This window comes from Mesobacillus subterraneus, from assembly GCF_003937825.1.
GTDB classification, from domain to species: Bacteria; Bacillota; Bacilli; order Bacillales; family Cytobacillaceae; genus Mesobacillus; species Mesobacillus subterraneus.
In genome coordinates, this window is sequence record NZ_RSFW01000006.1 from 14761 (window position 1) to 31256 (window position 16496).

Below are 16496 nucleotides of genomic sequence, written 5' to 3' on the forward strand. Positions count from 1 at the left end.
TTAAGTCATTTTCCTTCATTTTTCTAAGTCTAAAGTGAAAGCAGGAATACATGATATTTTGGTCCAAAAGTACAATTAATGCATTAAAACATTTTTTTACTTATGACTTTTTATTTTTCCATGCTCTATAAAAATATTTTTCAGGAGAACGAACATACACATGGAATCGTATCGTCTGATTGGAATAGATACTTCTCTACGCCATCGGCTTCCATATCTTCACGATATTGTTTTAAGGTATATGAGCCACCATTTTTTTTTAAGATTGAAACATTTTTGTCAAAATGCTCACGGAATCGCCTTTCCATATCTTCTTGTTCTCTATACTGATCTGGCCAAATAGCATAAAGTGTTGCATAGTGTTGGAATCCACCTCGTACACATCGACCTCCACAGTTTGCATGTGAGAATCCATTAATACCTCTCGCTACGAGTTTTTGTGCTAATACATTTTCTTCTAATTTAGCAGCTTCTATTGCAGCTGTGTACATTCGAGGCAACTTTATACCCCATTCATATTGAATAATCCCTTTCGCATTAATATCTTCACGTAATGTTTCAATAAGTGGGAAACGGGTTTCAATTGGCTCTATTGGAAAATGAGCATAAAATGACCGAATACCCGCTGCCTTACGAATATTCATATCTGCACTATTTTCTTCTATATTATTTTCACGACGTTTAACATGACTATCATCTCTACGATGCTTTTCATGTGGTGCGATACCAAAATAAAGGATTGGTTCTACTTTTTCATTGTCCCGCAATTCTTCTAAATAGATTAGTGTTTGTCTAACTTTTAATTCTTCTGAGCATTTCGCTAGTCGAGAGTTACCTAGGTATCTCATATCATAGAATACTTCTTCAGGAGTACGACCATCTAAAATTTCAGTGATTTCTAATCCAATATATTCAGATACTTCATCCATGAAACGCAAGTTATCTTCGTCTTCCCATAATGTATTAGTGAAAAATAATTTACAGTTTTCTTTGCCATATGCCTGAACCATATAATAAGATACATAAGCACTACCTGCACCACCGGAGAACATTGCAATATGAACACGTTTACGTTCAGACCGTGGCAATTCAAGTTCCCATTCTTCTTGAATTGTCTCCTTAATGTTTTCTTCAGCTAAATCTTCAAGAGAAAAAACTACATTTATCTGTGGTAGAAGTTTTTCAATTAACACTCTTACTTCATACGTATCTGCCCATTCATTTTCTATGCTTTCGACACAAATTTTATTTTGACCTTTTAAACAGAGAGGTGTTGCTGGAAAATGGATGGTAACCTTAGATAAATCTCCATACATTTTGGACACTTGTTCTGCAAGACTGGTTAATTTTAAAGCGATATTATCCTCTATAATAGTATCTATATTTTTTTCAAAGTTATTAGATATATCCACATTAACTAATTCTACGTCCAATTTCGATGCTACATCGATCATAAATTGAGCATTATTTAAATACAGCGGCTCATCCGATACATCACTAAATAAATCTACAAAAAATAATTTAATTGCTTCTGGTGGGATATTTTTTTCAGCTCGTGAACAGTGTAGGCACTATAAATACCTCCAAATCCCACCACAATATGTTGTTCCATCATTTCACCTCATTATTCAACGTAATCTTGCATTAATAGAAGTATCATATACTCGATTTCGTTTTTGGGGATATTACGTCCTGCATTTTTCAAAATACGGTCGATATTTGAATACACCGTTTTAGATTTAACTGAGAATTCGGTTTTCGCAATTGTCTTTGTTTGATTACCGATCTTAATTGATACTATATTACTTTGATTAGCTACCTCTTCATCTAACAAAACCTCTGTTAATTCTCGTATGCTATCTTCTAGTTCACCAACAAATTTGTCAAAGGTTTTGTCTGACCAGTCTTCAAAACGCACACCTGTAAATAATTCTAAGAACTCGTTAAACCACTCATTGTTATCTTGCGAAGAATTTAATGCTTTAACTAAGTCATTTGTTTTCTTAAATGATTCATACTGCTGTAGCCATGTTATTAACTGTACTTTCGAGGTTAAAGATGTTACACGTTTGAACTCTTCATATGCTTGTTGTCTCTTTATATCAATCAAAGTTTCTGCGTATTCTTTTACTGAATGAAGTGCTTCAATATTGTAGCCAAAAGTGTCATATAAATTATTTAAACTTTGTTGAGGTTTTACTTCTGTTTGTTTAATTAAGGTTCTTAGTGTTTCAAACTCTAATGATACTTGCCGTGTAATTTGTATATAACGTGGTAATGAACGTAACCATTTTACTAAAGTACCACACGTTTGAATCAATCGAGAAACATTTTGTCCTTCTAAACGCTCTTCCGTAAAATCTGCAAACACTGAATCAAGTTGGTTATAAAATTTCAAGTGATTGTCAGCAATTTTTTCATAAGTATAGCGGTAGTTTTCAGCGCCTTCTTCTTCTAAAATCTCATATAACTTTTCACCGTTAATTCCTGGCACGAATATATCATTACGATATAGCATAAATTCGCTCCACCGATCTCTCAGCAAGGCTACCAGTAGCAACGGCACAACGGGTAGACGGATACCATAGGGTGAAGCAGTAAAGATACGGATTAAGTCTGCAAAGCTACCTGTAGGTTTACGTTCTAAAAGTGTAAGGATTTCTTGTCGTAACATAGCATATGGTTGATAAATGATATTTTCATAATCCATCATATGAATATTTTCTTCAAAATGCTCATTATTTTTAAAGACAGCTGCATAAATGGCATAGGCTGGTCCTGTACCAGAAATACCAAATTGTTCTTCTTTTGGATGTTCTAATATGGCATCAATAACTTGCTTTGAACCAGCTTTTTGTTGTGAGGATAAGTTCATACGGTTAAATGAGTCATTCACAATCTTTGGTGTTTGTGGATATAACCTCTCGCAAATCCTTGAAAGCCATGTTGATATCTCCTTTTCGGACTGTGGCTGTTGTGCGCCATCTACGTGATACCATAGTAAATCTTTATCTAATCGCTGCAACTTATTAATATACTTAGCGATTGCAAAAGCAGTTTCACTTTGTAAAATTTTAATTTCTTCTAAAATACCTTTATCTTCTGCTAACAAGTTTTTATCAGCCATAAACTCTTTTAGTATTGCAGCATTTATTAGGTGAGACTTAATAACCTTTACAGTCTGTGGATGGACTACAAAAACTTCTTTGGTAGAACTTTGTTTATTTGAAATGTATTCTAATATCTTTTTCGGACTAGAATTTTCTGCAATAATATAGTAAATATTCATATCATATCGACTGTTTTTCAGCCGAAACTGATTTAAGTGTTTTAACTGCGACTCTAGTACAAGGGTTACTTTAGCAAAACGAGTCATTTCATGTTCATCATTAAAGTAGTTCGGGAAAAAATATTTCGCTTTAAAATCTGATAATAATACTTTACATACTACTTCAGGACTTAATACATAAGATTTTTTCTGCTTTTCAATTTTTTGTTGTAAATCTACAATACTACCAGTATGAATTTCCCAATCATTTGTTAAGGGATTAAACCGAATAGCTTTAGCATCCGTTAATTTTTTTAACGTAAATGCAAGTACGTCATCTTCTAGTATTAATGCAAACTGTATAAAATCAGTTGTCAATTTTTGATGAATTGATAAGTTACAAATTTTCCATATGGAAATTAATTTTAATATCGATTCCGCTACATCCAAATCAACTTCCTTTGTATTTACACGAGTTAAGGCTTTTCGATAAAGTACAAATTCCTCCGAGACAGAACCACTAATTTCCGTATCTTCCATACTTGTGAAGAAATAATCGAATAATTTATACGGCAAATAGTAGTCATTTGTTTTAGAAATATGGTTTTGAAGTCCACCTGTTTCATTACTTTCTAAAAACGTAAACAATGTCCGTTCATTCTGTCCAAATACGCTAGAAAGTTTAGGCAATAGATATACTGTGGCTGGATGCACAGGATACAAAGATTCAATAATAACTCGTTGACGATCTTCTACATTTAGTATTGGGAACATTGGGAACGTTTGAATCCCTTTTGTCATCCCAGGTATTAGCTTTGGATCGATGCATGGCTTATGCTCTAAATTTTCTGTTAAAATCACTTGAGCAATTTTTAAGAATGTAGCTTGGTCACTCGAAATATTATATTGACGCAGACGCTTTTCAACACGTTGGAATTCCTTCGCTATTTCGTCATTATAGCCGACAAAGTACTGGCGTAAATTTTTATGTGTAATTAACATAAAATGTAATGATGTTTCACGATCAGCTATTTCCGCTAAATCTTGAATGTCTTGCATAGTTTCATTCATTAAATCACTCGGCAACCCTTGTAAGAATCGACCAAATTCATCATAAATTATAATTAAAACTTTTTTATGCTCACTAGCGGCTTTTAATAAAAGTTCTATTTTAAATAGAAAATTATCACTATAGTCCATTTCAAACTGAGCACCTGAAGTTAATCTTGGATAAATTCTCTGAAACCATTCAATTGATCCTTCATCTTCTTCCACTATCTTCGCTTGAAAGCCTTCTAACTCGAAGTTTGCTTCTTCCGCTAACGCTTTGAATTGCTCAAATGTTTGTGGGAAAGATTCTTTCCACAAAGTAATTGTCTCAATAATCTTGTGTGCTACACCAGGTAGAATGATCTCTACCCCTTCATTACGTAATGCTTGCAGTAATGCTTTAATAATCGATTTACGAAAACGTCCTTCGTTACCACTTAGAGCGATTGGCAGGTATTTCTTTTCGGTTCCACTTACCTGCTGAATCTTTTCTGCGATTTCATCATCAAAATGACGAAATTTATTACTTAACTTTTCAATACACTTGGACTGATTAGACATTAGGGTACTGACGACAGTTGCTAATAAGGATTTACCTGTACCATATGCCCCAACAATAATATGAGAACGATTCCCTGATCCTACGAAACCATCTAATAAACCATTTAAAGCCTCGGTATGTGAGGGTGTCGGAATATAACGATTAATAAATTCTTCTTTACCAATATCAAATCTAATATTTACACTCGTTTTAAATGTCATTCTTTCCACCTAATTCATCGGTAATTGTGTTTTAAAAATTGCAGCTCTGTAATTTGAGGTATCTTTACGTTATCTAAATTATTTGTACGCACATACTCAATCGGGTATTTTCTATGTGAAGTTAAACTATTCAAAATATCAATCGCCTCTGTTTTAGATAAATTAAATACTTTACCCCACAATGTATCATGTGTCAAAATTTCATCTAATTGAACATATTCTACTTTTTCTTGTTTAGCATAACGAATCAATGTGTAATAAAAAGCAGTTAAATCTCCACTTTCGTAATATATTGAATTCTTACGAATAGTGTCACTTTTATCTCCTGAACGTTCCTCCTTAAGTAAATGCAGGGTAGTAAATGGACTGAAAATTGTATCTTCTGGGTCGCTTTCAATAGCTTCTTTAGTATACAGTTGAACTAATACATCGATATCTCGATTAAGTGATCTATCCGATACACCTTTTGGCTCTTTTATATTAACCCATTCTTTAAAGGCTGCTCTTAATTCTGCTTTTGTTGAGATAGTTTCATTATATTTAGTAAAAAACCAATTAAATACCGTTGCTGTATCTCCTTTATTTAACAGTAGCTCTGAATGTAGAATTGCTACAGTAGATGGTCTTTCTAGCAATCGATCTTTATTAAAAATAATTTCACCTAAGGGAGTTAATGTATGTTTTTTATTATTTTCTTCTATTAAGTTTAAGGCTGTTAGCCAAAAACGTAAGGAACGGACCATGTTTTTACCTAGACCAATTTTTTCAAAATTATCTTTATCATAAAAGAAATTATTATTATTTGAAACATACCTAAGCCCTTTACTTATCCATTTATTTCTTAAATAGAAACTTTCATGTCTACCGTAAGCCAAATATATCTAACCCCCATATTCACTTCTGGTTAACTTACCCAGAAGAGTAAAACTACTAATTTATGAATTATAATTTCCTTCTGGTGGTACTCTCCAATGAACATTATATCAATAGTGCACGTCTTTAGCGAATATATATTCGCAAAAAAAATGCACTTTTTATAAAGTGCAGTGAGGAATTACAATAAGTTTTTCATTTTTTCTATTGCTTCGACTTTTTCTTCCCCTGATAAATCGTTAAACAAACTTATTACTGCTTCTATATTCAATTCTTTCATGCGGTTATGAATAAGGTTTTTAAAACCCGATAAGACTTGTAGGTTTTTATCAGTTAAATAACTTGGTGCGTTTTTAACCTGATTTAACCATGTAGTACATTGTTGTGCAGACCATGTTTTTAATACGCTGCTCTCAACTATAAATGCTTTTAACCATTCTTGTTCTTTTTGATTTAAGCGATCTAGGATTTCATTTTCATAATTCTCAATGATTTGAATGAAATCAACCTCTGATTCAATTTCTGTCCACTTATCTTTTAATAACAGGAGTTCTTGTCTTAATTCAAATCGATTATCCTGCTTCGCTTTAATTGCTGGAATATCATTTAAGAAGTTTTGCACGTGGTTAGCCGCTTCCTCGATACCTTCACGATCATTTTCTTTAATGTCCTTCGCTAAGATCATCTTTACTCTCATGAAGAACTTCTGGCAATCAGTTAGTGTCTTAATATCATATATCGCATCGTAGATTTCCATCACTTCATCTGTTAAAACTTTTAGAGCTGCTCTAGTTTGTTCTAATACCATATTAACTTGCTTTTCATTGGCTAATTTGTCTTTTTCATTTAGCTTGCTATGGGCAATGAGTGGTAATAGTTTCTCACCATTTTCCTTGATTTGTATAAGCTTAGAATAACCAAGGGTTGGTCCAGGGGAAGCCTTTGTAACGTACTCATTCACTTTATCTTGAACCGGATCTAAGTTATCTAAAATTTCTTCGACTTTAGTTATTAGCGCTTTTGCTTCTTTCTTATATCCATATCGATTCATTGAATCAATTAACTTTCTACACCATCTCTCAAAAGCAGTAGCTTGACTCCTAGATTGACATTTTAATGATCTTAAAAAAATAGAGAAAGTATCTTCAAAATATTTATGAGCTGCTTCTTCAATTCTACGAGCTTCAATTAAATGTGATTCATTATAAATGTATTTATCTGAGCTTCCAACTACGTTTTGAATTGTTTTAGTAATATCTAAAATTTCAAATACTCCACGTAAATCGTCAGTTTTACGTTTTGTTTCTGATAATTTTTGTTTTAAAGAACCGAATAATTTCACAGTTTCATCGTATAGTCTATAACCTTCTTTCAAGAGTATTTCCATATTGGTTACTTTATCTTCTAATTCTTCAGGAATGTCCTCTTCTAATTTTAAATCTTGAAACTGAGAATATAAATCTCTAGCGACATTAACATCGCTATTCTGTGTAACCTTTTTATATAAATTTAAATATTTGTTTGCTGATTCTTCAGGCTTTACTTGAACAACTTTAGTAGCAAACATCTCTTTTAAGTTTATATTTTTGTCAGTATACACTTTTGTCGACCATTCTTCTAAACGTATGCGTTGATTATTAAGTTGTGTTTTTGTTTCCTCTCGACGTGAAGCCAAGTATACCGCTACTAATAAAGAAAGCGCATAGTCATTAATTCCGTAGGGTACTTTTTGATATTTATCGAACAATGTTTGAATATCAAATTCACCATTTTTCTCTAATAACTGATCCCACTCGCTAAAAATGGATTGGACTTTTGGATTTTTTGGAGCAATTAAGTTGTATTCCTCGTTTAAAACAGCCCAAGACTCTACCGACTTTTGATATAAAATCGATTCTATACGTCCTTTAATATCGGCACTCTCAGAATGTAATGTTTGATAAATAACATTGGAAAGAACAATACGACTAATTCTTGAAAGCCCTTTTTTTGCTTTACCTAAAGTAGCATTAGCAAACTCTGTATAAGAAAACGGTATTACTCTCGTATATAGTCGCTCAAATGTTTCATTTGTAAACATTATCAATCTACTTGAAACTTTATCAATTGTAGCACTAGTAATTAACAAACGTTTTGCTGCTAAGTCGCGATATACATCTAACAGGACAGAATGAGCTTTTTCTTGAAAATCCGCAATAAATCGTCGATATTTATCAATCTCTTGTTGTGTAAAGTTTTGAGATACCCGATAATCCACAATAGCTTCATAAAATTTATCTTCTTTATCGTCTAAAATAAAAAATGCTATTGGTAAATCATCAAACCTTTCGTTTTTCAGAAGTTGCTGAATCACTTTGAATTTTTCAGGTTCGTAATCACTTGGTACATACAACCAGAATATTTGACCCTTTGCTTTGTCAGGTTCTAGCGCTTCTAAATGATCTATTTTAATTTGGGCTAATTTTCGAGGTGTTAAATCACTAATATGCAAGATAGTTTGAGTGAATTTCCATTCACGCGTCTTAATAAAATGACGCTTACCGAATGCGGGCTCAATATCACCTAGTTGCAGCTCGTCACTTAAACCCATATCTAAAATAACTGCCATATCAATTTCGAGATTCCGCTTTTTCTTCCTCATTAACACCTTAAAATCGTTCACACCTATTGCGTCTGCAACAAAATCAAAAACATTAGCTACTTCATCGTAACTTAAAACACCAAATTGATCTTCGAGCTGTCTAATTGCTATTTCAACTTCTTTGACGGAGAGGCCAGCAGCATTTGCTATTAGCTCAACTGATTCAACTCTATTATGTGTTTTAAAGCGACCAATACGACTAATTAAGATTGCTGCTAGAGTTTCCTTTGAACGCTCATCAAATTTATCACCATATTTAGTTAAGATTTGATTGTATAAAATACAATACTCACTTTGTTTACGGCCTTCTTGTTCAGCAGCTAATAATTCATTAAAGAATTCAGTTCGAATTATACTTGTCGCTGGCACTAACAATAAGTCCCCAAATTCATTAACATGCTGATCTGCTAATTCATTAATTTGCCTTTCTAAAAATGTTAGCGCAGACCGTTGTTGTAACCAAGAAGATAGGTTTGATAAAATCCACGAAGTAAGCGGATGAAGAGGGTATATCCCTTCCAAAATTACTTTTTTGAAATGTTCATAGTTACTCCAAACACTTGAATTATCCGCTTCAGGTGCCCATCTCATTAACTTTTTGTGGAACTGTTTCCACTCATTATCATTCTTTTCGATTTTATTAGTGATTAAATCTTTGAACGCCTTTACATCTTTCCGTTCAACTAAATTCGCGAAAATTGTTTCTAAGTTTGAAGATAAGTGTACTTTTTCACTGGATTCATAACGCCCAACATAGCGATTAATATTTGCTGTACGATCGACTCGGGTTAAATATGACTTTAAATCTGATTGGATAAATCCAAGGAACACTATTTTATCATCAGCATTTTGCACCGCTTCATATATTTGTTGTAATGCTGCATCAGAAGCTTTGGTTGGATTGCTTGAAGCAAATTCAATATAACGACCGAATTCGTCAAAGAACAGAACTATTTTATTAAATGGTTCTCGTTCACCACAAAGCTTATCTGCAATTCTTTCTAATACATCACCAGCAGATACACCCTCATCCCAACGAATATATGTACCATTTATATCTTTATATACTTTATTAATTACTTCAAATACTTCAGCGTCATTCAAAATATTTTTAATCAAATAGTGCTTCAAGTTAGCGTCAGCATCTGTCTTAGTTAACATATCACCATGTTTTATATATAATTCTTGAAAATTATCAAATGTGTTCTCGACAAACACACGTGCAATATCATACGACTTAGTCAATTCTTTCAAAAACTCTGAATCGACATTGTGGGCTTTTAAAGATTTTTGGGTTGCATTTAATATTTCATAATTCAAGTTGAAATCGCGCATGCCATTTAATATAAGCACTAAGTTTGGTTTTAAGTCATGTTTAGAGACTTGTTGTTCAATATTTGCATCCACAGATTTTAAATTTCTCAAAACTGCTTGTTGAGCTTTAATATTCCCACTCAAAAAGCTAGCTAGTGTAACAGATAGATGCGACTTACCGGTACCATACGGAGCAATTGTTAAGAAGAAATTCGATAATGGGCTTTCCCCATAGATCTTATCTACTAACATATTTGTAAATGAAGCAGTATCTAATAAACGATGACTCTTAAAAGTAATTTCATTTTTTGCTACTCCAAAGTATTCCGGGCCATGAAAAACAAAACTACTTGCTACATCATACTGCTTCTCATCATTGTAAAACCAATCAACCTGCACCGCTCCATTAAAATATAACTCCTTTTTAAATCGAATTATATCTCGAAACTTATACATACTTTTCAACTCACTTTCAACCACTGTTGTGTTTCATTAATCAATTATTTGTTAGGAACTAAATTAAAAGTGAAAACATCTTATCTAAGCAATGGGAAGAGTTCTGATTTTTAATAATTGTTATTGGTGACAATTGTGCATTAACTTTTATCAGACCAGCATCTTGCATCAAATCCAATGCATCTCGCAACTGTCGCTCTCTCCATAAAAAAGGCTTACCAAAAGATAAGATATCTGCAATCTCATTAAATGTAATCTCTGATCGATCTGCTAAAATTTCTTCCCATTTTATAAATAATAGATACCCATACACATACACATTTTCTCTGGATATACGATGTGGTTCAACTTCATAGCCTTTACCTTCTAATCTAATTAACCCTATTTCACCTAATGAAAGATCACTGTTATAACAAGTTCTAAAAGGTGTTAGATTAACATTAGAAGAAAATTTTCGTTCTATAGCATTTTGAATAAGTTCATCATTAAAATTTGGCATTACCTTAGGAATAAATTCATTAAACAAATATGACCACAAAGTAGCCGCAGAATATTTATCAGCTAAAAAAGCATGCAATAATAATTTTGAAATATTCTCTACTAAATAAGGATCCTCTAAAAAAACCTTTCTGCCTAGTGATGTTAGTTTACATTCATACTTCTTATCTACTTTTTCAAAAGTAACCAACCTCATCGCTGCCGTATAATAAATATGGGGCTCTACTTTTCCAGAACTTTTGCCCGTGGGTATCATTGTTTTCTCTGAAATCTCTTCTTTCGTTAAAAAACCCGCATCTGAATCGGCCAAGCTCACGATACGTGAGATGGCCTCTAATTCAGGCGCAAAACTTTGATGAAAGTTAAGGTGATATGTTATTAACTCTTTATTACTCATTTAACTCTTTTCCTTTCATGCAACGGTGTTACGTCAATAACGTGCTTAGATTTAGGTCCTAATTTTCCATCTGGTAATCGATTCGAACCAACAACCACACATTGTCCTTTTGACAACTTTGAGAGTTTTGTTGCCCATGTTTTCTGTTCATCACTCTCCGGACTTAAGAAGCTAGCAATATTCTTATTATCACCCTCTGGTGGTAAGAAGTGTACTTTTTGACTAGCATTTTGAAAACGAGTAATCGCATCTTTAGTAATTGGGTACTGAAGCGTTTGTGTAGCGAATAAACCGGACCAACCAAACTTACGTCCTTCAGTTAAGATTCGCGCACTCGGTGAGGTTTCTGATTGATCTAAATTCTGCGCTTCATCAAGAATCACTGGGAAAGGCACTTCAACTGAACCGTGTGATAAATTATAGCTCCAAATATCCCATAAGATAAATTCAGTTAATAGGACTTGTGTATCACGGTTAAACCCTGTTAATTGAACAATAAAGACTTTTCCCGCTTCACGACGCAATTCTTCCCAATCGAACAGATTCTCAGTAGCAAATGGTTTGCGGTCAATTAACGGATCGATTTTAGATAATACTGTTTTTGCACTACCTTTATCTAAGCTTTCAAGTTCACTACGTAAATAATCTAGACTCATCTTATCGCCATATTTTTGCAATCCACTAACAGTTGCTTTGTAGATCGCGTTTTTCTGTTGATCCCCTATACCATTCTTTTTATATACAGAATAAAAGATTCCTGCAATCCGCTCTGCCACGTCAATCTCAGATTCTAAATCGTATTCATCTTCGTCATACTCTTTTAAGTTTCTCTTAAATGGATTTATCGGAAACCCTTCGCGTTGTACATTAAATTGAATTATCTTGCCTTCCATAGCTTCTTTGAAGTCAACGTTTAATTGGCTTTTCTTGAAGCCATCAGTATAATCAAAAATCAGTGTTGAAACATTATTATTTGCTAGCTCTAACAATAGGCATTGCATAAAATATGTTTTGCCAACCCCTGATGTACCTGTAATTAGTAGGTGGCGGTTTTCTAATTTAGGATGTCCGTACTCCCAATAAATTTCTTTATTAGTACGCTGTTCTCTACCTAATAGGATCCTTACATCTTGTAGTTTTGATGGCTCCCCATCTACCTCTGGTTCTATTACTACCGACGGAGAAACTGGATCTTCCCGATCTGGATCTAAAATAATTACTGTATCCGGCTTTGAAGCAGGATCACCCTTTTCCTTAATTGTTTTATCACTTGGTGGTTTAGAAACAGTAGGAGCAATTGGTGGTTTTGTTTCAGCAACTAGTGGCGGATATTCAATCACCGGATTACCAACTGGATCATCTACTAATTCATCTTCTATCTGACGATTTATTTCTTTGGCAATTTCTTTGAAAGTTCTTTCGTCATCTGCAAAATTTTCATATTCTTTATTTGACGCATCTTCAAACTGTACAGCAGTACGCTCAGCTTCAGGCAACAATTGTTTTTGAATATATAACTGTCCATAGGGATGATGATTTACTTGAATACCTTCCTGGCCGAAAAAGTTATGTGTTATAACCTCTAGCTCTTCAGCATTATAGTCTAGCCAATAGGTTAAAAGTGTTAATTTCCAATTAATTGTAAATTCACCGTTTAAAATTTTATTCAGATCACTGTTTAAACGTTCACGCTCAAATTCATCACTCGTTAAATAGATAGGCGAAAAAGCTAACAGGCGATACAATTGTGCAAACCAGTATCTGCGATCATGCTCTTTTGAGTCTGGTGAAAACACGCTTGAAAGGAATTTATAACTGTTCTCTAGTTGTGTCATCCCCTTTTCTATGTGTATTGGATTTTCTTTACCCATTTTGCATTCTACTAAGTTCGCATTAATGTATAGTAAATTGTCATTTTCATTTCGGACAATTTCCAATTCTAATAGATCTGGACGGTTTGGTTCATCGTTAAACCAATGATCATATGAGTCCAATGAAATAAAGCTCTTCAGTAGTGTTTCTTCCTTTATTTCAGTAACGTTTAATGATTGAACGGCTAATAGACTTGATAAATAACTATGGATTTCGTAATCATATGGGTTTAAAGCTCTTAGAATTTTAATGCCGTCTAATATGACTGAGTCTCCTAAGCAATATTCTGCAGCTTGCTTATACATTTCAGGCAGCCATGATGGAAATAGCTTTCGTAATCGCATTTCTAATCGTGCTTGAATATCCTTTTTCATTTCTATTGAAGCTGAAATCGCAACATTTAATTCCCCGTAAATTCCTTCTCCAGTTGAAAAGCTAATGATATTTTCTGGATCAAAAATTTGCTTATCGAGCCCAGTATCAATACTAACAACCCAACGGGCTTTCTCATGGAAGATATCTAATAGATCCATAATGCCTTTTTGGATTGATAGGACTTTCTCTACTCGGTAAAACTCGTTTTCTTTCGCATAAGCATTTTGTGTCCAGAAAACTAATTGAGAATGGGCAAAAGATGCTTCGAATTGCATCTGACTTATTGAAACACTACGTTCATCTTTATTTTCAGGTGCCGGAATAGGGTTGAATACCATTGGGAATTTTGTTTCGCTCGGTGCAATTTTCTTCCCAACATTCGTTTTGTATTTAATATCACTTGTGTATAATAAATTATCAATAAATGCTAAGTCATACGCTTTATATTCTAAAAACTCATTTAACTTAGCTATGTCTGCATTTTTGTAAGTGTTGAATTGAATGTTCAACTCAATATCGTCGTCTACGTTAAACGTTTGATCTAACCACAGCTTCACATAATTTTGCGCTTTATAATTTACTTTAGACGTCAAAATATCCAGTTCTAAACTAAATTTCCCAGCTTGTTTTTGCTGGACTTTGATGAAATTTTTAATTCCTTCAATAATCGGATATAAATGGTCAAAATTAATGAAACATAGCGACAATGCATCTATATTGGATGGGAATGTTTTAATATATTCCGCGATATGAGATTGGATTATAAATGCTTTTGATGAACTCGTCCTAAGTTCATTATTTTCATCTAAATCATCCTCGTAGTCTGTTTCGATTAGGTAAGAACTATCAATGATTTGTGTATGGTTTGACTCGCCATGCAACGCATAATATCCTAAAACATGTGTCGGTGCGCGATTCACTTCATTCTGTGTAATTAAACAATCGACACCAGATAAAATAGCAGATTGATTTTCAACTTTAGATAACCTTTGTAGGCAATCTGACAACTTAACATTTTCAAAGTTTTGTACCAAGTCCGTTAGCACATCTACCAAACCTTGGCGAATAAAAGCATGCTGAGCCTCTATTTTTTCTAACATAGCAGGATGAATTGGCGGTATGATAGCTCCTTGCACAATATTATTTCGCTCTTTCCAATCCTTTTCTTCTATTATTGAAAATAAATTTGAAATTAAATAAAAATGTTCTTTTTCAAAGTTAGGGTACTTACTATATGATGTCCATAAGTCATTGTAGATCGTTACATAAGTATTTATTAATTCTGCAGTAACCAATGTTTTTTGAACATTAATTGCATTGTAAAAACCGTTATTATTGATTTCCATGACGAATTTCATAAATGGATTAATTAAACGATAAAGTTTGTTTACTACTTTCCTTTCATCAAAGTTACCGTTCGTGCTAGATTCTTTAAAAATCTTAAGAGTATTATGCAAAACGATTTCATAATTTGTTAACTGGTAGTGGAATGAGGAAATATCAGTACTCGTTAATAAATTTCCTAACTGCTTGCACGTAAAGATCGGCAGCTTATCTTCATTATTTAATGCAAGCTGCTGTTCAATATAAGGTATTAAATTAAATGACTGTAGCCAATAATCAAAGGGACTAAATGACCATTCAAAGAACCACTTAGTTTTTTCATCACTAGCCAATTTAACTTCAAAATAAATCTTTGAAAGTGCGTTAGGTGTTTTTATAAAGTCTAAACTTACTGCTGCTTTATTTTTTAAGGCAAATGGGTCTTCGTTATTAAAATATTCAACTGTCACAACATTTTGTACGCTTACATTCAGATAATCAACTAGCCCTCCTAAAGAGAGGCATATTTCATTCCACCGATTTGTACGATCCTCCTCTAGAATCCCTTCTGCTAACTTAGCAGCAGTTACATTTATTACAACTTTATCTGAGGATTGTACTGGCTCTGGCAATTGGGTTAGCACTTCCAAGATCATCTGTGAATACGCGTGTATTGGTTCGCCTGTTAATTTATTCACTCGGTCTTTAATTGGAGTTTCCCCTTCAGTCTTAACGCCTAGAATTTCTATGGTTATCGCTTGGTCAAATTCTGCTAGTTTTGGACGTAACTTATCTAAATTCCCACCCTTGGCAAAGTCTATAATATCCTCGCAATATTTTTCATAAGATCCAAATGTGGAATTAATGCTTGCTTCATACTCGATAAACTTTTCATTTTGTTCTTTAAACTTGTTGAATTTTTCACGTAATTTTTTTTCAGCACTATTACTAAATCCGCTTTTATACGTCTCGCGCTTAATAAACTTCTCACCGTTTTCTAGTAATTTGAACGTTTTGCCTTTATGCAATTCGCTAAGCAATTTATTATTTACGGTAAGAATATTAGGTAATCCAAATTTAACCCATAAGTTTTTTAAAACGTATTCAACAATTTCTTCAACTTGATACAAATTTTGTTCAGATACACTATCAGCAATCTCGCTCACTTTAAAAAGATCTAATGGAACATGTTTAAAGATACTAGCAAAAAGATGATTGATTATAGCAATAGCTCGTTGATCATCAATGTCTAAAGTAGCAAAAAACTCTGCATATCTCCCTTTATATAATGTATTAATATCAGCTGGAGAAATAGAATAGAAGTCTGCCAAGCCGCCCTTATCCTGTACACTTTCTGTAGCTAATAAAACTACAGATTTTTTAGTTTCTCCAAACTCATTACGAAGCTTTGTGAAGCGTTGATCTATGCTGACGAATCCTAATTTTCGCATTTCTTCTATTTCTGTTGTATATTCATCTTTCCAAATATTGTACTTTTCTTCAGAAAGTTGAACCTCTATACTGTCAAAACGAGAAGTCAAGAATTTTGCTACCTCTAAATAAATTGTTGGATGATTAAAATAATCTAGACGAATGAATGTTGCTTGGTCAGTACTATTAATTTTATCTTCAATATATGCACTTAATTTTTCAATATAAGCTTTCAT

The 16496-nt window shown here is 33.2% G+C and carries 6 protein-coding genes; all 6 read right to left on the reverse strand.

Annotated elements, in window-relative coordinates; translation table 11 throughout:
* Nucleotides 1-140: 140 nt before the first annotated feature.
* The gene (locus EJA10_RS03115) at nt 141-1433 is read right to left on the reverse strand and encodes a hypothetical protein (RefSeq protein WP_246017664.1); all 1293 of its coding nucleotides are present in this window, start codon (nt 1431-1433) and stop codon (nt 141-143) included.
* A gap of 191 nt (nt 1434-1624) precedes the next feature.
* Complete coding sequence (locus EJA10_RS03120; RefSeq protein ID WP_125478551.1) at nt 1625-5080, reverse strand: DUF6079 family protein; 3456 nt, start codon at nt 5078-5080, stop codon at nt 1625-1627.
* A 14-nt stretch (nt 5081-5094) separates the two neighbouring features.
* Entirely contained in the window at nt 5095-5955 is an 861-nt protein-coding gene (locus tag EJA10_RS03125; protein WP_125478552.1) for a DUF4007 family protein, read from the reverse strand.
* 179 nt (nt 5956-6134) lie between these two features.
* Entirely contained in the window at nt 6135-10364 is a 4230-nt protein-coding gene (locus EJA10_RS03130; protein ID WP_125478553.1) for a hypothetical protein, read from the reverse strand.
* 58 nt (nt 10365-10422) lie between these two features.
* Nucleotides 10423-11259, reverse strand: coding sequence for a DUF4007 family protein (locus tag EJA10_RS03135; RefSeq protein WP_125478554.1), 837 nt, complete (start codon nt 11257-11259; stop codon nt 10423-10425).
* Nucleotides 11256-16496 carry an ATP-binding protein gene (locus tag EJA10_RS03140; protein ID WP_125478555.1) on the reverse strand — a complete coding sequence of 1747 codons (5241 nt, stop codon included), beginning with the start codon at nt 16494-16496 and terminating at the stop codon, nt 11256-11258. The genes EJA10_RS03135 and EJA10_RS03140 overlap by 4 nt, the downstream gene beginning before the upstream one ends.